The following is a 19,446-nucleotide window of genomic DNA, read 5'->3' on the forward strand; positions in this document are numbered from 1 at the left end:
TGGGGATTACACGTAATAATAATTGAATACAGGATCCGTAAAAAAGCACTCAATGATTTAATATATCTGAATGTACAGCCGATAATACAGGTTACCGAATGTAGCGCCGCCAATAATAAATATTTTTTAATATTAATATTTTTTAATATTATTGATGACAAACAAATCAACAGAAGACATGAACAGCGACAAAAAAGGGAACATATTCATAGTAGAGGACGACATGCTGCTTTCACTCGTGGAAGAACGTCTGCTCATCAAGCTTGGATATAACGTTATTGGCAAGGCAGTTTCGGGAGAAGAAGCCGTAAACAAGATTAAATCTGCTAAACCCGATGTGGTTTTGATGGATATTTCGCTCAACGGCAGTATGGATGGTATTGAGACTATGACAGAAGTACGGAATTTTTCATCCGTACCCGTTATCTACTTATCGGGGAATTCTGACCAGCTGAATCTCGAGCGAGCGAAAAAAACCAGTTATGTGGATTATCTTGTGAAGCCGGTCACTGAACAGGATCTTGTAGATCCGCTGAAACAGGCAATGAACTCTATTAAAGGCGGGCGACGCCCCAGCCGGTCGATCAATCACGCAGGATAAGAACGACCCTGCCGGACTGATTTCCATTTAGAATCTTTTCGATTTCTGCAGGCAGCTCCTCTATCCTGCAAATTTTGCTAAGATTATGCAGCAGAGCTTTATCCGGTTTCCAGCTGCCGGAAAGTCTGTCCCAGATCCGTACCCGGTCTTTCATCAGGCAAATTCCCGAATCCACCCCCATCAACGCCACACCGCGCAGAATAAACGGGTAGATACTCGTATTCAGCTCTCCGCCCAGAATATTTCCGCAGCAGGCAACGGTTCCATTATGTGCCGTCTGGCGAATAATCGCATCGAGCATCTCTCCGCCTACGGTATCTATCGCGCCGGCCCAACGGGCAGAAAGCATCGGAGAATTGCCAACACCGGTAATCTCTTCACGCCCTAAAACCCTATCAGCGCCGAGCATTTTCAGAAATGGATGCTTCTCTTTTTTACCGGTCACCGCAATGACACTGTACCCGAGATGTGATAAAATTGCTACGGCCAGTGAGCCCACTCCGCCAGTCGCGCCGGTTACTAAAATTTTACCGCTGTCCGGCTGGAGATTCTGATCTGCCAATTTCTCTACTCCATAGGCAGCTGTAAAGCCGGCGGTACCAAGAATCATACTCTCCTTGAGTGTCAAACCTTCAGATAGAGGCACAATCCAATCTCCCGGAACAGAAATGTACTCCCCAAATCCACCCGGTGTATTTTGTCCGAGATCGTAACTCGTTACAATCACTTTATCTCCCTCAGAAAAGCGGGAGTCCTTGCTCCACTTCACCACTCCTGCCGCATCAATGCCGGGAGTGTGCGGGTACGCTTTTGTAACACCAGGGTTTCCGCTTGCAGAGAGTGCGTCTTTGTAATTCAGCGATGAGTAGTGAACATTTACAAGAACATCATGAGCCGGCAGATTTTGTGTATTCAGCTCTTGTACAGATAGTTTCATTTCACCGTTCTCCGGCTTATCTGCGACAAGCGCCCTGTATGCTATATCCGGCCTCTTCATCAACCTACCTCAACAGAAGTTTTCTCAGCAGAAAAAGTTTTTTGCCGTATGGCGGATACCGAAACGAGGGATCCGGCCACACATTTCTTCTCATTACAGCCTGTGGCCGGGTGAAGCACTCAAAGCTGTACTCTCCATGATACTGCCCCATTCCGCTGCTTCCCGCACCCCCAAAGGGAAGATTGGGATTGGCGATATGCATCACAACATCATTGACACACGCCCCGCCATGAGGCACGCTGGCAATCACACGCTCCACAAACTCATCGTCTTCAGAAAAAATGTAGAGAGCGAGCGGTGTCGGCATCTGGCGAAGCTGAACTCCGGGTGTTTTCTGATCGCCATATCCAATAATGGGCAGTACCGGACCAAAAATCTCTTCTTTCATTATCGGGTGGCCCCAGTCCACATCTCCAACAATTGTGGGTGCAATAAACCGTTCGGCTGCATTGAATTCCCCTCCATGCAAAACGGTCGTATCCGTCATCAGATTGGTGATCCGCTCAAAATTCTGCTGATTGATAATCCGTCCGTAATCGTCTGATTTTTCAGGGTTTTTACCGTAATATTTTTTGACCGCTTTTTTAAGCTGATCGATCAGTTCAAGTTTCGCTTCGTAATGGACGAGTACAAAATCGGGAGCGATGCAGGTTTGGCCCGCATTCATAAATTTGCCCCATGCAATTCGCCGGGCTGCCGTTTTGATATCGGCATCTTTATGCACCACAGCCGGACTTTTACCACCCAATTCCAGCGTAACCGGAGTTAGTTTTTGCGCCGCCTTTTCCATCACAATTTTTCCAACGCGTGTGCTTCCGGTAAAAAATATTTTATCAAACGGCTGATCGAGCAGCTCCTGGTTCACATTCACCCCGCCTTCAACTACGGTGATGTAATTCGGATCAAACGTTTTGCTGATCAGTTTCCGAAGCAACGCTGACGTTGCCGGTGCAAGCTCCGACGGCTTCAGCACAGCGCAATTTCCGCCGGATATCGCTCCGACAAGAGGCGTAAGCAGCAGGCCAATCGGGTAATTCCATGCGCCGATGATCAGTGTAACGCCATACGGCACCCGTTTCACCTCATTTTTTGACGGCATCGAAAGAAGATTTGCCCGTACCTTTTTCGATTTCGTCCAGCCATACACCTTCTTCAGATGAAAATCGATCTCCTCGATCACCATTAAAATTTCCGCACTCACCACTTCCATAGCAGGCTTGTGCAGATCTTTTTGAACGGCGGAACATAGCTCTTTTTCATTCTCCAGAAGCATATCCCGTAATTTCTGCAGATTCTCCTTCCGTGCGGTTACACTAAGGTGAGATCCCTTTTCAAAAAATGCGCGCTGTACCTGAACCAGTCTGTCGGTTTGCATAATCTTTCTCAGTCTGACGGTTATTGGATTAATTACATCTTATACAACGAATAGCAAAATCTGCCTCCGTCCGGGTTCCATTTTTTATGATTTAAATAATAATCACCCACCCTGCCGGCGGCCGGAAAAGGAATCCATCGAACGATAGACTCCCAGCACATTTCCTGCTACCCAGTCGAATGCACCGGCGGGAAGCAGAGCTTTAATCAGCGGCACAAAACGGACCATAAATGGTGCCTGGATTTTATTTTTCCGCTTCGATATACCCTTTATCATCCGCTCTACCATCTGGTCTGTCTCCAGCAAAGGAACCATCAGTGGCGGCTTCACACCATCAAACATACCTGTTTTGATGTAGCTCGGAATTACCGTTGTAACCTCAATTCCTGTCTTGAGTTTCTTCATTTCAAGCCTCAGAGATTCCGACCACCCGATCACCGCCCATTTACTTGCAGCATAGACGCTCATTCGCGGATTTCCGATATAACCCGACGCCGATGCCAGGTTCACCACGTGGCCCGTTCCCCGGGTGATCATCTTCTCCAAAAAAAGCTGAACCACCCACATGCTTCCCAGTGCGTTAATTTGCATAGTGTTTTGTGTATCCTCCAGGGTGTGTTCATGAAACATCTTGCCAACCACAATGCCGGCACAGTTTACAATCACATCCGGCACGACTTGCAGTTCGTCCAGCTCCCGGGCAGCGGCCTCCACATCTGACCGGTCCGATACATCCACACCGCGGGAAATAATCCGCACATCATCCGGCAGGCTGGCCCTGTTTTCGATAAGGGTATCCGGATTCCGGTCCCACAAAATCAGGGTCAGGTTTTTCGATCCGGAAATCATCTCAGCAAAACGTTTTCCGATCCCGCTTGCCGCGCCGGTTATCAGAACAGATTTCCCGTTAAAATAGTCGCTCATTACGTGTAGTTTGATTCAATCCGGCAACCTGAATTGACTGAAGATGACCGGCAGACATTTTCATTCATTTCCCGTATTATAACCGTTTTGCCACAAATATCAGAACCGAACATCAACCCTCTATAATTATGTTTAAGCGAATCAATTTCCTGCCGGTCGTAATAGTATTGATTTCCCTGCTTTTTTCTGCTTGCGATGATTCCTCAACCGAATCGTTCGACCGTGCGGAAGAGTCGATTACCGGTGAATCACTGCTGAACCACATCGAAATTCTATCCTCGGATGAATTTGGAGGTCGCGCGCCTGCCACGAGGGGTGATACGCTCACTGTCAACTACCTCGCAGACCAGCTTGAAGAGATTGGAATTGCCCCGGGGATGCCCGACGGCTCCTACACCCAGGAATTTCCGCTGCTTGGTCAGCGGGTTGATGGATCCTCCGCACAATTTAATATCCGCACAAATGGAAACATTGCGGATGAACTCCGTTACGGCACCGATTTCATGGCGTGGCCCAGCAATGAAGAAGAGCGCGTTCAGATTCAAAATGCCGAGTTACTTTACGTGGGATATGGAATCCAGGCTCCGGAATTTGGCTGGGACGACTACAAAGATGCCGACGTGGAGGGGAAAATCCTGGTCTACAAAAATAGTGATCCATCACACGATCCTGATATTTTCGATGGTGATTCACGACTTTATTACGGGCGATGGAGCTACAAATTTGAGAAAGCTGAAGAGATGGGAGCACTTGGCGCCATCATCATTCACACCACGCCAACTGCCGGTTACGGGTGGTCCGTTATTGAAACGAGCTGGGGCGGCGAGCGGTTTTCCCTGGAGGGCGGAGATTCAGAAAACGGTGATCGGCCAGAATTTAACAGCTGGCTGACCGAAGAGAGCAGTGAAAATCTGTTTGAACAGGCCGGGCTGGATCTGCACGAGATGCTGGATGCTGCCGCTGACCGTGATTTTGAACCCGTACCGCTGACTGGTGTAACCGTTGATGTGGATCTCACAGCAAGCTACAGCGATATGGCATCGCGAAATGTACTCGGCAAACTTGAAGGAAATGATCCCGAATTAAGAGATGAATACGTGATTTTTTCAGCACACCACGATCATCTTGGCATTGCCCCGGAGCCTGTGGACGGCGATTCTGTCTACAACGGCGCGTGGGATAACGCCTCCGGTACGGCTGCCGTACTCGAGATTGCCAATGCGATGAAACAGGTGGAAGATGATCTTCGGCGTTCGGTGCTGTTCATTTTTGTTGGTGCTGAAGAGATGGGGCTGCTCGGCTCACAATATTGGTCACAAAACCCAACCGTTCATCCCGGTAACGTATCCGCAAATTTCAACCTCGACAGCATGCAGATTTTCGGTGAAACGCGCGACATGACGCTCGTTGGTTACGATCGAAACACGCTCACCGATCTTTTCAGAGAACATGCTGAAGAGAGGGGACGCGAAATCACGCCTGATCCGCAGCCGGAACAGGGCTTTTTCTACCGCTCTGATCATTTCTCATTCGCAAGAGTGGGCATTCCGGCGATCTACCCGAATCCCGGCCGGGACTATATCGATAAACCGGAAAATTTCACGGAAACCGCTGACAGCGTAAGAGCAGCAAACTACCATCAGCTCACTGATGAAATCAATGAATATTGGGATATGAGTGGAATGACATCAGATACGCGCTTTATTTTCCGTACATCACTTGAAGCGATTAACCGCGATGAAATGATGGAATGGTATTCCGGAGATGAATTCGAAGCCGTTCGCGACCTGATGCTCCGTGAGGCAGAGTAATCTTTACCATCCGTTCATATTAAAAATGTAGCTTGGTCTCTGTCAAAAAATTGAATTATACATCACTCCAAACCCGATAAACACATTCTAAATGAGTCACTCTCAGTTTCCTTACTCACGTCCCCGGCGGCTTCGCGCATCTGAAAATATACGGCGGATGGTGTCGGAGCACAGCCTGTCGGCCAATGACTTTATCGCACCGCTTTTTGTGATGGAGGGGGAGAAGGGAAAAGAAGAGATCACATCCATGCCGGGGCAATTTCGTTTTACGCTTGATCTTCTTCTGAAGGAGATTGATGAAATTCAGAGCCTTGGAATTCCATCTGTGCTGCTGTTTGCGAAAGTTCCTGATGACAAAAAAGATAACAAAGGAACCGAAGCGCTCAATCCAGATGGGTTGATGCAGGTTGCGGTAAGGGCGATCAAAAAGGAATTCCCGGATCTTGTGGTGATGACCGATGTGGCGATGGATCCCTACAGCAGCTACGGACATGACGGAATTGTGGAAGATGGACAGATATTGAATGACGAAAGTGCGGAGCTGCTTGCCAAAATGGCGGTCAGCCATGCAGAGGCAGGGGCCGATTTTGCAGCCCCCTCAGATATGATGGACGGTCGCATTATGTTGATGCGTGAAGCTCTCGATGAGATGGGATATCACAACACAGGCATCATGGCGTACAGTGCAAAATATGCTTCAAGCTACTACGGACCGTTTCGCGATGCACTCGACTCCGCTCCCGGTTTCGGGGATAAAAAAACGTACCAGATGGATCCGTCAAACGTCACTGAAGCAGTAAAAGAGGCGATTTCTGATGAGCAGGAAGGTGCTGATATTGTAATGGTAAAACCCGGCTTGCCCTACCTTGATGTCGTTCGTGCAGTGAAAGAATCGGTGCATGTTCCGGTTTCGGTTTACAATGTCTCCGGAGAATATGCGATGATTAAAGCGGCTGCAGAAAAAGGTTGGCTGAACGAAGAGCAGGCAATGATGGAAGCACTAATTGCGTTTAAACGTGCCGGCGCTGATCTTATCGCAACCTATTTCGCAAAAGATGCGGCACGGTTTTTGAGGTCATAACATAAAAAAAATCCACACCTCAATCTGATATCAGTGCTCTGCACTGATACCGAGCAATTCGGAGCTCCGCTCCAGAAAATACATTGATACACAACACATAACGAATTACACAAATGAAAAGAATACTTCTGTTTTTAGCCACTAACTTCGCAATACTCATTGTTGCAAGTATTACGATGTCCCTCCTTGGAGTTGGATCCTTTCTTGACGAAAGCGGTACAAATCTGAACCTTCAGGCTCTGCTTGTTTTCTGCCTTGTTTTTGGTATGGGTATCTCTCTTGTATCACTCCTTCTATCCAAAAAAATTGCAAAATGGACGACCAAGGTTCAGATTATCAAGGAGCCCAGATCAGACCGGGAGCAGTGGCTGATGCGCACGGTTGAAGAACAAGCTCGCGCAGCTGGAATCGGGATGCCGGAAGTTGGAATTTTCCCTGCTCAGCAGGCAAACGCTTTTGCCACTGGTGCAAACCGGAATAAAGCACTTGTAGCGGTTAGTGAAGGGATGATGCAGCGGTTTGACCGCGAAGAGATCCGTGCGGTAATGGGACACGAAATTGGTCACGTTGCCAACGGCGATATGATTACACTGGCTCTCATCCAGGGCGTTGTGAACGCATTTGTGATGTTCCTGGCTCGGATTGTTGGATTTGCCGTTGACCGCATGATCCTTAAAAATGAGCAGGGGCTTGGAATTGGTTACTTCATCACAACAATTGTTGCAGAGATTGTACTTGCCTTCCTCGCCTCCATGATCGTATTCTGGTTTTCACGCCGCCGTGAATTTGTGGCCGATGAAGCCGGTGCCAGACTTGGCAGCCGCAACGGCATGATTGCCGCACTGCAGAGACTGCAAAAAGAGTCGCAGGTACCCAACCAGCTGCCCGATTCCATGCAGGCATTTGGAATTACCAGTGGAAAGAAAAAAGGCATTAAAGCACTTTTCACCACACATCCGCCTCTGGAAGATCGTATCGCAGCACTGAATAACATGACAGATTAAAAAAGATAACAAGTAGCAGGTAGTGAGTATTAAGTACCTACTACCTGTTACCCAATACCTGATACCTAATATTCACTATCCAAAATCATTAAAGATGCTTCTAAAAAGCGAATACCTGTACGAGAGAGCCAAAAAATTCATTCCCGGTGGTGTTAACTCTCCGGCCCGGGCATTTAAATCTGTAGGCGGAGTTCCGGTTTTTTTTAAGAAAGCGAAAGGTTCGATCATCACCGACGAGGATGGAAATGAATATATCGATTACGTAGGCTCGTGGGGACCGATGATCCTCGGCCACGCCTACTCTCCCGTTGTGAAAGCCGTACAGGATGCCGCTTTTAATTCAACATCATTCGGCGCTCCAACCATCACTGAAATTGAGATGGCCGAACTGGTGCAGCAAATGGTTCCTAATGTGGATAAAGTCCGCATGGTAAACTCCGGCACCGAAGCGTGCATGAGCGCCATCCGGATCGCACGAGGTTATACGGGCAGAGATAAAATTATTAAGTTCGAGGGAAACTATCATGGACATGCTGATTCGTTTCTAATCAAAGCGGGTAGTGGTGCACTTACCCTGGGTGAGCCGAGCAGCCCCGGCGTGACGGAAGGAACCGCTAAGGATACTCTTAACGCGGATTACAATGACCTTGAGAGTGTAGAGAAACTTCTCAAAGAGAATAAAGACAATGTTGCAGCAATCATTCTCGAGCCGGTTGCCGGTAACATGGGTTGCATCCAACCCGCGCCCGGTTTTCTTGAAGGGCTGCGAAAATTGTGCGATGAGCACGGTAGTGTATTGATTTTTGATGAAGTGATGACCGGATTCCGGCTTTCTCGCGGTGGCGCCCAGGAGCGATACGACGTCTGGGCCGACCTGATCACATACGGTAAAATCATCGGTGCCGGACTCCCCGTTGGCGCATATGGCGGTAAGCGTGAAATTATGGATATGGTTTCACCTGACGGCCCCGTTTACCAGGCGGGTACGCTGTCCGGAAATCCTCTCGCGATGAGTGCCGGAAAAACATTGCTGTCCACACTCGACAGGCATCCGGAATATTACATAGAGCTCGAAGAGAAAACCGGGTATCTCAAAAAAGGATTACGTGAAGTTCTGCTGAAACACAAAATTACACACACCATCAACCAGGTGGGATCGATGATAAGTATTTTCTTTACCGATCAGATGGTTACGAACTTCAAGACCGCCAATACAACCGATAAAGAATTCTTTGGCAAATTTTATCACCAGATGCTGGAGCGCGGAATCTACTTGCCGCCCTCACCATTTGAGAGCTGGTTCCTGTCTACTTCTTTATCCTATTCGATGTTAGACAAAACTATTGCGGCGGCGGATAAGTCGTTAGATGCAATAGCAGGGCATTCATAACACGCTTTTACGCTTTAGCAACACATACCTGCTGACGTCATTGCGGGCCATGACCCGCAATCTCCCATTTTGGCAATGAGAAATGCCTTGCCATTGGTAATGTTCTCAGATTGAGCATAAATGGGAGATGCCGCATCGGTGTGCGGCATGACTTCGACATCAACAAGTTCACATATCAAGCAGCGCCATTGCGGGAAATGATCCGCAATCTCCCAGCAGCCTTATGAATGTGTAATTGGGTTAAAGAGCAGAACTCCGGAACCAGATGTAAACCAGATGCATCGCGGGTCAGCGACCCGCGGTACGTTTCCTACTGCTTCAGAATGGAGTGATCGCCGATATGGATCTCCCCTTTGGCGCCGCTCGCATCTGCGTGGTTCCCAATCGTTGAGCGATTGAGATCGCAACCATCAAGGTTTGCATTGCTCTGAATAATTGAGTTTTTAAGCGTGCTGTTTTTGATCGTTGTTCCGGCTTCAACCGTCACGTTCGGACCAATTTCACTTCCGCTGATTTCCACGCCTTCTCCAAAATATACCGGCGGATGGATTGTGGTATTTTCATATTCCTTGTAGGAATGATCCTCTTTTTTCATGATCTCACCCGTAGTATCCAGCCAAGCCGGCAGGGTTCCGCAATCGAGCCATTCATCAACAGTTGCTTTCTTGAACACATTCCCATTTTTCAGGAGACGGTCGAGCGCATCGGTAAGCTGAAATTCACCGCCGTGTCCGCGCACATCGTTATCAATCAGGTACTGAATCTCTTTCATCAGTTTCTGTCCTTCGCTGAAATAATACACACCGATAATGGCAAGGTTGGAAATCGGTTCGCTCGGTTTTTCCACAAAATCAGTGATTTTATCACCTTCATGAACGGCCACACCAAACCTGGATGGATCTTCAACTTCTTTCAGCCAGATTACGCTGTCTGCTCCTTCAACGGATACGGTTTCTTTTGTATCGAAAATGGTATCTGCAAAAACGATGATAATCTCCCCGTTCAGGTGATCACCGGCACAGGAAACGGCGTGTGCGGTACCTTCAGCTTTTTCCTGAACACCAAATGACGCTTTTGCATCGTGCCGTTTACTCATTTCTGTAAGGCGATCTTTGATATCCTGGCTAAAATCCGGACCGAGAATGTATACAATCTCATCGATTTTTTTGTCAAGCGTGCGTGCAAATGTCTCTACAATCCGCTCAACAATCATTGTGCCGACTACCGGAAGAAGCGGCTTGGGAGTTGTATGAGAATGTGGACGCACTCTCGTGCCTCGTCCTGCCATGGGGATAATTAATTTCATATCTTGAATGCTATTTTGATTTTAAGAATGTTTGGAACCAATATAACAGATCGTTGGTAATGTTTCGAGAAGAACAGACAATTAGACCATTAAACCCCTTTAATTAATTGGATTTATACACTTTTTCCCTAAACAGCGCGATCGTGTTAATGTGCGTAATCTTTTTACGCCATTCATTCATTCGTTCACGTTACTTATTACAAATGTTTCAGCAGCATGGGTACAAAACTCATGAGTTCAGAAGCTGGGTTGCGACTCATTTTTCTTCAAAAATTATTACTGCTGAGCACTTGTTGTACAATACGGTTATCCTGGCAATCATCACCTTTTTTGCCGAACAGTTAACATTTTTGAGCGGCATCATCATCATGACTGTTCTTACCCTATTCTGGTTTGGTCCGGCCGGCAAGTTCAGATCAGACCGTGAAAAAAAACCGCTTGTTTTCACACCCAGAGTGAAACGTCTTACCGCAACACTTGCTGTCCTCATACTTCCGCTGTATTACTTTTTTGGCGGGTTCATTTTTTCAAGTGAACTATTTATTCTATCCCAAAATATCCAGGATCCTGCCGGTAATTTTTTCACCGCTGACCCTTATTTCCTCGGTTTTTTACTCTGTTTTGTTGATATACTCATCCCTTTTCTCATTTTTCCTGCAGCATGGATCATGAAACCTGTAGAAAACTCCATTCAAAACGGATTTAAAAAACAGGCGCGTGAAAAAATTGCGTCCATGCCTCACCTGAAAGTGATTGCCATAACCGGAAGCTATGGCAAAACAAGCACCAAGTTTGTGATTGATTCATTTTTAAAGGAGCGGCTGAACGTGTGCGTAACTCCCGGCAGCTACAATACCCCGATGGGAATCTGCAAGGTGATCAATAACGACCTTGAGTCGCATCACCAGGTTTTAATTCTTGAGATGGGTGCCCGGTATGAAGGAAACATCCGCGAGCTTTGTGCCATTGCAAAGCCCGATATTTCTGTGATCACCAATGTGGGGATTTCACATCTTGAAACGTTCGGAAGCCGGGAGGCTGTGGCGCGGGAAAAATCAACACTTGCAAGAGCGCTTGATCCCGGCGGAACCCTGATTCTCAACGGCGAAGATGAGATTGTGAAAGAGATGGGAGCCGAACGTTCTGAATTAAAACGTATTCTCATCGGTGAGAACCATCAGCAAGTCTGGGCAACAAACCGATCAGTTGACGCAGATGGAACCCAGTTTACGATGAACTGGCAAAATGGCAAACTCCAATCTGCAGATATAAAAACACGAATACTTGGAGATCATCACATCCAGAATGTACTGCTTGCAGCAGCTGTAGCCCGTGAGTTTGACATACGGATTGAGACTGTGGCAATTGCCGCATCAAATATGGAACCGGTGGAACACAGGCTTGAACTGAAAAAACAGGGTGACCTGACAATCATCGATGATGCCTTTAACTCAAATCCTGTCGGGGCACGAAACGCCGTGGATATTCTGGCATCGTTTGATACGGGCCGGAAAATTATCATCACGCCGGGTATGATTGAGCTTGGTGATCTTGAGGAAGAGGAAAACAGGGCGTTTGGAGAATATATCGGAGCATCTGGTATAGATCTGGCAATTCTTGTGGGTGAAGAGCAGACCCAGCCTATCCGGGAGGGGATCGAATCCAATCAAACCGAGTCAAAACCGGAAGTCAGAACTGTGCCTACACTCTTTAAAGCAAATGATCTGTTGAGTGAATACGCCCGCCCCGGCGATGTGGTTTTGTATGAAAATGACTTGCCAGACAGCTATAACGAATAAATCCGGTTACACCTGCACCATCTTCTGATTATTGCTGAACACGCTTTCAAGGCCTTTTTCAAGCTGGTCGAGCATATGCTCAAACTGGACCATATCCTGCTCAAGCAGTGTGAGCCGCAGACCTGCAACCGGAGTGTTGAAACCGCTTAAAGGCACTGTGCACACGCCTGTGCCGGCAAGCAGATAATAGGTGAGAAAAAGATCGGGATTGGCCTCTAAATTATCTGTCCACTTAAGATAAAGAGATCTCTCCACATCACCGAGTAATTCCGGTTTCATATCTGATTTGTGCAGTTCAGAATTAAAATGAATGGCCGCATAAAAAGCTCCTTGCCCGCCTTTGCACTCCACATTCTCCAATACATTGATGCGCTCTTTCAGCATGGACATTTTTTTTGCCAGGCTGGAAATCCTGCTATCAAGAAATGCGCTGTAGGCAGGGTTTGACATAATCCCCGGAATTACTTTTTGCGGAAGTGTTGTACTGCAAACTTCCGTCATTTTGCACTGATCAATCCTGTCGCAAAACTCACTGAATTCGTGATCGCTTTTCCGGTTATAGTATTCGAGCCAGCCGCAACGGCTTCCGGGCCAGGGAATCTCTTTGGATATTCCTTTCATCGCAATACCGGGCACATCACCAATCACTTCAGAGAGCCGGACCATTTTGCCATCGTAAACCAAATTTTCATAAATTTCGTCAGCAATGATGAACAGCTCGTATTCCCGTGCAATCTGCACCAGTTCCAGTAGAACATTTTTCGAATACACTACTCCCGTGGGGTTATCGGGATTCACAATCAGAATTGCAGAGACATCCGGGTTCTCTTCCACAGTTTTTCTGATTTCATCCGGTTGCGGTAACCACCCGCTTGAGGGATCCAGTGTGTAGGTTAGTGGCTGCTTGCGTATCCGGAGTTTTTCGGCCCCGGTATGGGCCGGATAAGCCGGTGACGGGAGCAGAACCCGTGCGTCATCTGATAAGAGGCTATATAACCTGGCAATTGCATCACCCAAACCGTTGAAAAAAGTGATATCATCAGCCGAAATCTGGCATCCGCCGAAATCATTCGTTCGCTGAGCCAGGTATTCGCGTGTATCGGGGAGCCCTTTGGAATCGCAATATCCAAATGTTGAATTATCCTGAATTACCTCGGTGATAATGTCTTTCATCCAGTCCGGCAGTCGCATACCTTTCTGAACAGGATCACCAATATTTTCCCAAATCACAGGATAACCAAGTTTCTCTCTTTCAAAACCCTTCCCTACAATTTGGCGGATTCCGTAGTTGATTTCCGGCAGTCCGGATGGCAAAAGTGAATTTCTCATAACGGGTCGTAGAATTACATTATTTATTTATGGCTACGGAAACCTCTTAATTATTTCATCAAAAATGAAATTAATAATTAGTAATTAATGAAAATAAATGAATTTGTATTAATTATATTCATTTCAAAACTTTTCTTCCTTAATAAATTTAGAAGAAAGGCTTCCTTCCATACATATTAATAGTATCGGCGATGGCAGAAGTTTCATAACCATAAAAAAATAGCCCGCAAAAGCGAGCTATCTATAAAATATAAACCATTTGCTGAGATCAAAAACAGATTAATTACTCATCATGTACAATTACAGTTCCTTCATACTGCTCAGCAAGGTGAACCGGGCGTGGAAAGGTAATAATGAAAGCGTCCCCCATCACAGCAGATGCAGTTGGCAGAATGTTTTGAGCGTTTGAGAATTCATTAAATACACCGATCAGCACTTCATAAAATTGTCTGCGCTGAATAATAAAGACTTCATCAGCCGCATCGTTCAAATCATCACCAAGTTGTTCACGGAATGAATTGCGAACCTCAATGGCATCGTTAAGGCTCATTGCTGCATAAACTTGTATATAATGACCCGCTGCAACCGTTCGTCTGATTTCACTTTCGGGGTAACTTACCTCTTCTTCAACATCTTCAACTCGTTCACATAAGCAGTTTGTTTTTGCTTCAAGCGAATCCACACGATCCTCAAGAGCTGCGAGACGTTCATTCATTTCTGCAAACCTGTCGCTATTATCGCTGTCCAACTGGTTGATTTGATTTTCGAGCGAATCCACACGATCGGAAAGGTTATCCACATCACGAGCACGGGCAAAAATATCCTCATATTCAGTATCACTGATAGTTCGGGTAGCCGGTCTCAGGTTTACTGGCCTGCGGTCACTGCGTCCAAAATGAAATCGAATACCACCCGAGGCCATCCCGATTTGGTCATACGGATAACCCTGATTCTGCAGATCGAGATGATTGGAGGAAAGTTTGATTTCGTGCTGGCCAAAAATCTCAATTCTGTCATTTAACCTGAAAGCGACTCCTAATCCACCAATCAAACTTGCTTCACTTCTGCTAAATTCATCAGCTGGTCCTTCAGCAGTAAACCAATCCTGTTCGACGCCAAGAATAACATAAGGGTTAACATATTCAGACAATGAACTTCTTCTGTAAAATCGGTTCAGGTTGAATGTATTTTTAATGGATGCTGTATGAATGGTGGTCTCAAACCCAACACCCTCAAGTGTTGTATAACGATAACCCGTTTCAAGGGACCAGAATGAATTTAGAGCGTATCTAATATCTCCACCGGCTGCCCAGCTTGGCTCAGACACCACATTGAAGCGACTTACAAAAATTTGAAGACCGCGGTCATTCTCTCCAAAAACATATCCGCCATACAGAGATGCACTCCAGCGGTTATACTCTTCAGTATCCGGAGTGGTGGGAACAGTTTGAGCAAATGAGATTAATACTGAAAATTGAAATATCGAAAGCAACAGTAGTATAATTTTCTTCATAGTAAATGATCATGTACATTTTTTGAGTTTCTTTTCAAAAAGAAACTTTCTTTATTTATTAGTAAAAGTACCGTCTATGTTTTATTTAAAATGTAGAAAAAAATAGAATTACTTCTTAGAAGATACTATTTAGATGTTCTAATTTTCACTGCATTGAAATCGTATTTTTTAAAATTTCTAATCTGATAAATTCTAATTAAAATATATCACTAACTGTTATTAAATCAGGATTTCAAAGTTCATTTATTAGAGTAACACTTTGCCAAAAATTCACCCGGCGACTTGTAACCACCCAAACATTAAGATTAATTAATTTTAAAACACCTGTTGATGCTCATACTAACGGCCTAACATCTCCATTGATCTCATATTTCTAAACTCTGCAGCGCATAGAGCTATCATTCACCTTTTTGAGATCGCCCTCCGTATTGCGATATTCCATTTTACATTTTGCAGAACAATGATCTACAATTAATTAAATGTACCGTATTTCAATAGCTCAACTTTACAAGGATATTGATACAAGCCTGAAATTTCTCAGGGAGAATTCTGCCACTGTAGCATCCTCCAGAAAACGCGTTGAGACTGCCATGGCCGACGGTAGCACCTATTATGGCATAAATACGGGATTCGGCGCTCTTGCCAACCAGCGAATCAGCAATGAAGACCTGAAGCAGCTTCAAAGAAACCTGATTCTTTCCCATGCAGTGGGTACCGGTGAGCTGATTCCCAAAGAGATCTGCCGGCTGATGCTGCAACTAAAGGTTCACGCACTCGGCATCGGAAATTCCGGTATCTCTCCGGATACCTTCAAACAACTGCTTCTTTTTCTTGAAAAAGATCTGATCCCGGCCGTTCCGGAAAAAGGAAGCCTGGGCGCATCGGGTGATCTCGCACCTCTTGCCCATATGTCGCTTCCACTGCTGGGATACGGCGAATTCTGGAATGATGAAGGAACCGGAACCCTGCCTGCAAGCCGCGTCCTTCAGGAGCACAACCTTGAGCCGATCGACCTTCAGGCTAAAGACGGCCTCTCACTGATTAATGGAACTCAAATGATGAGTGCCTACGGCGCCTATATTCTTGAAAAATCACTCCGTTTGCAGAAAATGGCAGACCTGATCGGTGCCATGAGCCTCGAAGCGCTTCAGGGGAGCATCACCCCGTTTGACAAAAGAATTCATGAATTGCGTCCGCATACCGGACAAAAAATAGTCGCCGAAAATGTAAGAAACTTACTCGAAGATAGTGAGATCCTTGAATCCCACCGTCATTGCGGCAAAGTACAGGATCCCTACTGCCTTCGCTGCATTCCACAAGTTCACGGAGCAAGCCGCAACGCGATCGATCACGCAATCAGCACGGTGGAGACTGAAATCAACTCCGTAACCGATAATCCGCTCGTTTTGGAAAATGGCGATATCCTCAGCGGAGGAAATTTCCACGGTCAGCCTCTCGCACTGGTTCTCGATTATTCTAAAATAGCACTGGCAGAACTGGCCAGTATTTCTGAACGCCGCACCTATCTCCTGCTGGAAGGGCACGACGGATTGCCCAAACTCCTGATGGAAAAGACGGGAATTAACTCCGGTTTTATGATTCCACAGTACACATCCGCAGCACTTGTTTCTGAAAATAAAGTATTGGCCCACCCTTCATCGGTCGATTCAATCCCCACCAGTCTGGGTCAGGAAGATCACGTGAGTATGGGGAGCATCAGCGCGCTGCACCTCTACAAAATTTTAGAAAATGTGGAGCAGGTGTTAGCGATTGAATTATTTACAGCTGCCCAGGCACTTGATTTCAGAAAACCGCTGCGGCCGGGCAAAGGAGTTGAAACTGCGCACGCTTACATCCGCTCTGCGATCCCGCACGCTACAGAAGATCACTTTTTTAAAGATGAGATCACTGTTGCTGCCGATATCGTATCCGGGGGCGACTTGTTGACAGAAATCGAAAATCAGTCCATTTCCCTGCGTTAATCCACGGAGATTTAGGTTTTTTTCATTATTCTGCCTTCAGCTGATAATATGTCTGATTGAGATCAAACCAACATGACCCGATTCCTTCTATTTCTCCTGCTGTCTCTTCTTTTTTCGGGCTGTTACTCTGCCGCTGACACAGAACAACAGAACCATGACCGGATGGTCGCTGTACTCGACAGCATTAACACCGATGCCAAAAACGATCCCCTGAAATATTTCTATGCCAACGAGTATCGAATCGCCTTCCTTGATTCCATTGTTCAGGCCAACCCGGGGGATGTCCGCCTGATGTATCATTTTGCTCTTGAGCATCAAAACTCCGCGAATGTTGAAAACTCCATCCCGATATTGAAAGAGCTTGAGGAGCTGGTTCCCGATCAGAATTCTCAGCAGATAATCTGGGAGGCACTGGCAATCAGCTATTTAAGGCAGGCTGAAGTTCAAAACTGCCTGGAAAATTACACACCTGCAAACTGTATCCTCCCGTTTGATGAAGATGCCATTCATGCAGAAAAAATGTATATCGAATCATCGCGGGAGTATCTCGAGAAGCTGCTTGATGCCGATCCGGAAAATTACAGCTATCACTGGATGTATAATATCGCACATATTGCCGGAGGCAGTTATCCGGACCAGGTGAATCGTGATTTTTTAATTCCGGGATTGCAGGATTCCGAAACTCTGCCGGATGGTTTAAATGCCCCGCAATTCAGAGATATTGGCATGATGAGCGGTTCGGGAGATAACCGGATTTCAGGCAGTTCATGTGTGGATGATTTCAACGGAAACGGCCACCTCGATATTTTTGCAACATCGTACGGATTTGGTGAAAATGTAACCCTGTATATTTCTGATGAAAACGGAAATTTTTCTGATCAAACTGCCTCTGCCGGCCTCAATGGCATAACAGGCGGACTTAACGTGGAGTGCGCCGACGTCAACAACAGCGGATTCACTGATATTTTAATCCTCCGTGGAGCCTGGCTCGGTGAGAATGGAACACATCCTAATTCGCTTCTTCGAAATAACGGTGACGGCACATTTACCGACATCACCTATTCATCCGGGCTTTTTGAAACATTACCCACCCAGGTCGCTGCGTTTGCAGATATCAACCGAAACGGGCACCTCGATCTATTCATTGGAAATGAATCAGCCTCGGGATGGCAAAATATTTTTTCGGGCGGAAGCGGACAATCTCCACCCTATCCTTCCGCAATTTTCCTGAATAACGGAAATGAAACCTTCACTCGTCACGATTCACTTTCCGGTTTTCACGTTGATGCATTCGTCAAAGGGGCTTCCTGGGGTGATATCAACGGTGACGGCTACCCGGATCTTTTTATTTCCGTGATGGGTGGCAAAAACCTGCTCTTTGTTCATCGCGGCTTAGATGAAAACCAGCTTCCGGTTTTTGAAGAAATTGGTGAAAAAGCCGGTGTTCAGAATCCTCAATTCAGCTTTCCAGCGTGGTTTTTTGATTTCAATAATAACGGCCTGGATGATCTTTTCATCGCCACGTATGATGTGAGGGCTATCAACCGGGTGGCAGATGAAGTCGCCCGTGAGAAACTTGGACTGGAAACATCCACGGAGTATTCCCGGCTCTACAAAAATTTAGGAGACGAAACCTTCCTGGATATCACCGAACATACCGGGCTAAACACAGTGATGTTCGGGATGGGCGCCAACTTCGCAGACCTGAACAACAACGGCTATCCTGATATCTACATCGGGACCGGCGCTCCGGATCTATCATCTATCATTCCAAACCGCCTTTTTCTGAATCACAACGGGGAATCATTTCATGAATCAACCGCATTGAGCAGAGTTGGGCATCTGCAAAAAGGTCACGGCGTTTCGATGGCGGATTTTAAAAACAATGGCCGGATCGATATATACACCGTTCTCGGCGGTGCGGTGGAAGGAGATTTTTATCACAACGCACTGTTTGAAAACAGAAGTGATCACGGCAACTGGCTGGCAATTGAGCTGGAAGGCACTTCATCAAACCGCCAGGCGATCGGAACAAAAGTTGAAGCGGTCATTTCTGATGGAAATGAACTTCGTAGTCTGCACCGTACCGTTTCTACCGGAGGCTCATTTGGAGCAAACCATACTCGCGTACATTTTGGGCTTGATCAATCGACTCAAGTCAATGAAATCATCATCCGGTGGGCTGGGTCGGATGATGTTCAGACAATCGACCGCCCTGAAATCAACACGCTTCATCATATTCGCCAATCGCATTAATCGTTTAATTTTAGGTGCAATGAGTAAGGTGTTTTGTGATTGACATCCCCTCTCAATCTGATGTACATTACTGATGGT

The 19,446-nt window shown here is 46.3% G+C and carries 14 protein-coding genes; 8 read left to right on the top strand and 6 right to left on the bottom strand.

Annotation, left to right across the window (positions count from 1 at the left end; translation table 11 throughout):
• The first annotated feature begins 178 nt into the window (after window positions 1-178).
• On the top strand, window positions 179-601 hold the full coding sequence (locus DYD21_RS02305; protein ID WP_116033420.1) for a response regulator: 423 nt from the start codon (window positions 179-181) through the stop codon (window positions 599-601).
• On the opposite strand, the gene DYD21_RS02310 is transcribed toward DYD21_RS02305, so the two are convergent.
• From DYD21_RS02310 to DYD21_RS02320, 3 genes are all read right to left on the bottom strand, one after another.
• Window positions 585-1,598 (bottom strand): YhdH/YhfP family quinone oxidoreductase, encoded by a 1,014-nt coding sequence (locus DYD21_RS02310; protein WP_116031638.1) that lies wholly within the window; start codon window positions 1,596-1,598, stop codon window positions 585-587. The two genes, DYD21_RS02305 and DYD21_RS02310, sit on opposite strands and share 17 nt — an antisense overlap.
• Window positions 1,599-1,602: 4 nt before the next feature.
• Window positions 1,603-2,973 (bottom strand): aldehyde dehydrogenase, encoded by a 1,371-nt coding sequence (locus DYD21_RS02315; RefSeq protein ID WP_116031641.1) that lies wholly within the window; start codon window positions 2,971-2,973, stop codon window positions 1,603-1,605.
• 102 nt (window positions 2,974-3,075) lie between these two features.
• Window positions 3,076-3,897, bottom strand: a complete 822-nt coding sequence (locus DYD21_RS02320) for an SDR family oxidoreductase (protein WP_116031646.1) — start codon at window positions 3,895-3,897, stop codon at window positions 3,076-3,078.
• A gap of 128 nt (window positions 3,898-4,025) precedes the next feature.
• Here DYD21_RS02320 and DYD21_RS02325 point away from each other — a divergent pair, with 128 nt between their 5' ends.
• From DYD21_RS02325 to hemL, 4 genes are all read left to right on the top strand, one after another.
• A complete protein-coding gene (locus DYD21_RS02325; protein ID WP_116031650.1) occupies window positions 4,026-5,708 on the top strand; it encodes a M28 family peptidase in 1,683 nt (560 codons plus the stop codon).
• A 91-nt stretch (window positions 5,709-5,799) separates the two neighbouring features.
• Window positions 5,800-6,789: a porphobilinogen synthase gene (gene hemB / locus DYD21_RS02330; protein ID WP_116031653.1), complete on the top strand. Its 990-nt coding sequence runs from the start codon at window positions 5,800-5,802 to the stop codon at window positions 6,787-6,789.
• A 113-nt stretch (window positions 6,790-6,902) separates the two neighbouring features.
• Complete coding sequence (gene htpX, locus DYD21_RS02335) at window positions 6,903-7,793, top strand: protease HtpX (protein WP_116031657.1); 891 nt, start codon at window positions 6,903-6,905, stop codon at window positions 7,791-7,793.
• A gap of 94 nt (window positions 7,794-7,887) precedes the next feature.
• Window positions 7,888-9,183, top strand: a complete 1,296-nt coding sequence (gene hemL, locus DYD21_RS02340) for a glutamate-1-semialdehyde 2,1-aminomutase (protein ID WP_116031660.1) — start codon at window positions 7,888-7,890, stop codon at window positions 9,181-9,183.
• A 310-nt stretch (window positions 9,184-9,493) separates the two neighbouring features.
• On the opposite strand, the gene DYD21_RS02345 is transcribed toward hemL, so the two are convergent.
• The gene (locus DYD21_RS02345; protein WP_116031663.1) at window positions 9,494-10,489 is read right to left on the bottom strand and encodes a sugar nucleotidyltransferase; all 996 of its coding nucleotides are present in this window, start codon (window positions 10,487-10,489) and stop codon (window positions 9,494-9,496) included.
• 203 nt (window positions 10,490-10,692) lie between these two features.
• On the opposite strand from DYD21_RS02345, the gene murF reads away from it, so the two are divergent.
• The gene (gene murF, locus DYD21_RS02350; protein ID WP_233505462.1) at window positions 10,693-12,288 is read left to right on the top strand and encodes a UDP-N-acetylmuramoyl-tripeptide--D-alanyl-D-alanine ligase; all 1,596 of its coding nucleotides are present in this window, start codon (window positions 10,693-10,695) and stop codon (window positions 12,286-12,288) included.
• Between the two features lie 6 nt (window positions 12,289-12,294).
• Here murF and DYD21_RS02355 read toward each other — a convergent pair whose 3' ends face one another.
• Together DYD21_RS02355 and DYD21_RS02360 are read right to left on the bottom strand one after the other, a co-directional pair.
• Entirely contained in the window at window positions 12,295-13,617 is a 1,323-nt protein-coding gene (locus DYD21_RS02355; RefSeq protein WP_116031672.1) for a pyridoxal phosphate-dependent aminotransferase, read from the bottom strand.
• A 283-nt stretch (window positions 13,618-13,900) separates the two neighbouring features.
• Window positions 13,901-15,130 carry an outer membrane beta-barrel protein gene (locus tag DYD21_RS02360; RefSeq protein WP_116031677.1) on the bottom strand — a complete coding sequence of 410 codons (1,230 nt, stop codon included), beginning with the start codon at window positions 15,128-15,130 and terminating at the stop codon, window positions 13,901-13,903.
• A 479-nt stretch (window positions 15,131-15,609) separates the two neighbouring features.
• Between DYD21_RS02360 and hutH the strand changes: the two genes are divergently transcribed.
• Window positions 15,610-17,112: a histidine ammonia-lyase gene (gene hutH / locus DYD21_RS02365; RefSeq protein ID WP_116031681.1), complete on the top strand. Its 1,503-nt coding sequence runs from the start codon at window positions 15,610-15,612 to the stop codon at window positions 17,110-17,112.
• Between the two features lie 72 nt (window positions 17,113-17,184).
• Window positions 17,185-19,368, top strand: a complete 2,184-nt coding sequence (locus DYD21_RS02370; RefSeq protein ID WP_116031684.1) for a CRTAC1 family protein — start codon at window positions 17,185-17,187, stop codon at window positions 19,366-19,368.
• The last annotated feature ends 78 nt before the right edge of the window (window positions 19,369-19,446 follow it).

Source organism: Rhodohalobacter sp. SW132 (assembly GCF_003390325.1).
Taxonomy (GTDB): Bacteria; Bacteroidota; Rhodothermia; order Balneolales; family Balneolaceae; genus SW132.

Coding starts and splice junctions, on each gene's coding strand:
- DYD21_RS02305 (WP_116033420.1), top strand. CDS start 179: ATGAACAGCGACAAAAAAGGGAACATATTCATAGTAGAGGACGACATG.
- DYD21_RS02310 (WP_116031638.1), bottom strand. CDS start 1,598: ATGAAGAGGCCGGATATAGCATACAGGGCGCTTGTCGCAGATAAGCCG.
- DYD21_RS02315 (WP_116031641.1), bottom strand. CDS start 2,973: ATGCAAACCGACAGACTGGTTCAGGTACAGCGCGCATTTTTTGAAAAG.
- DYD21_RS02320 (WP_116031646.1), bottom strand. CDS start 3,897: ATGAGCGACTATTTTAACGGGAAATCTGTTCTGATAACCGGCGCGGCA.
- DYD21_RS02325 (WP_116031650.1), top strand. CDS start 4,026: ATGTTTAAGCGAATCAATTTCCTGCCGGTCGTAATAGTATTGATTTCC.
- hemB (WP_116031653.1), top strand. CDS start 5,800: ATGAGTCACTCTCAGTTTCCTTACTCACGTCCCCGGCGGCTTCGCGCA.
- htpX (WP_116031657.1), top strand. CDS start 6,903: ATGAAAAGAATACTTCTGTTTTTAGCCACTAACTTCGCAATACTCATT.
- hemL (WP_116031660.1), top strand. CDS start 7,888: ATGCTTCTAAAAAGCGAATACCTGTACGAGAGAGCCAAAAAATTCATT.
- DYD21_RS02345 (WP_116031663.1), bottom strand. CDS start 10,489: ATGAAATTAATTATCCCCATGGCAGGACGAGGCACGAGAGTGCGTCCA.
- murF (WP_233505462.1), top strand. CDS start 10,693: ATGTTTCAGCAGCATGGGTACAAAACTCATGAGTTCAGAAGCTGGGTT.
- DYD21_RS02355 (WP_116031672.1), bottom strand. CDS start 13,617: ATGAGAAATTCACTTTTGCCATCCGGACTGCCGGAAATCAACTACGGA.
- DYD21_RS02360 (WP_116031677.1), bottom strand. CDS start 15,130: ATGAAGAAAATTATACTACTGTTGCTTTCGATATTTCAATTTTCAGTA.
- hutH (WP_116031681.1), top strand. CDS start 15,610: ATGTACCGTATTTCAATAGCTCAACTTTACAAGGATATTGATACAAGC.
- DYD21_RS02370 (WP_116031684.1), top strand. CDS start 17,185: ATGACCCGATTCCTTCTATTTCTCCTGCTGTCTCTTCTTTTTTCGGGC.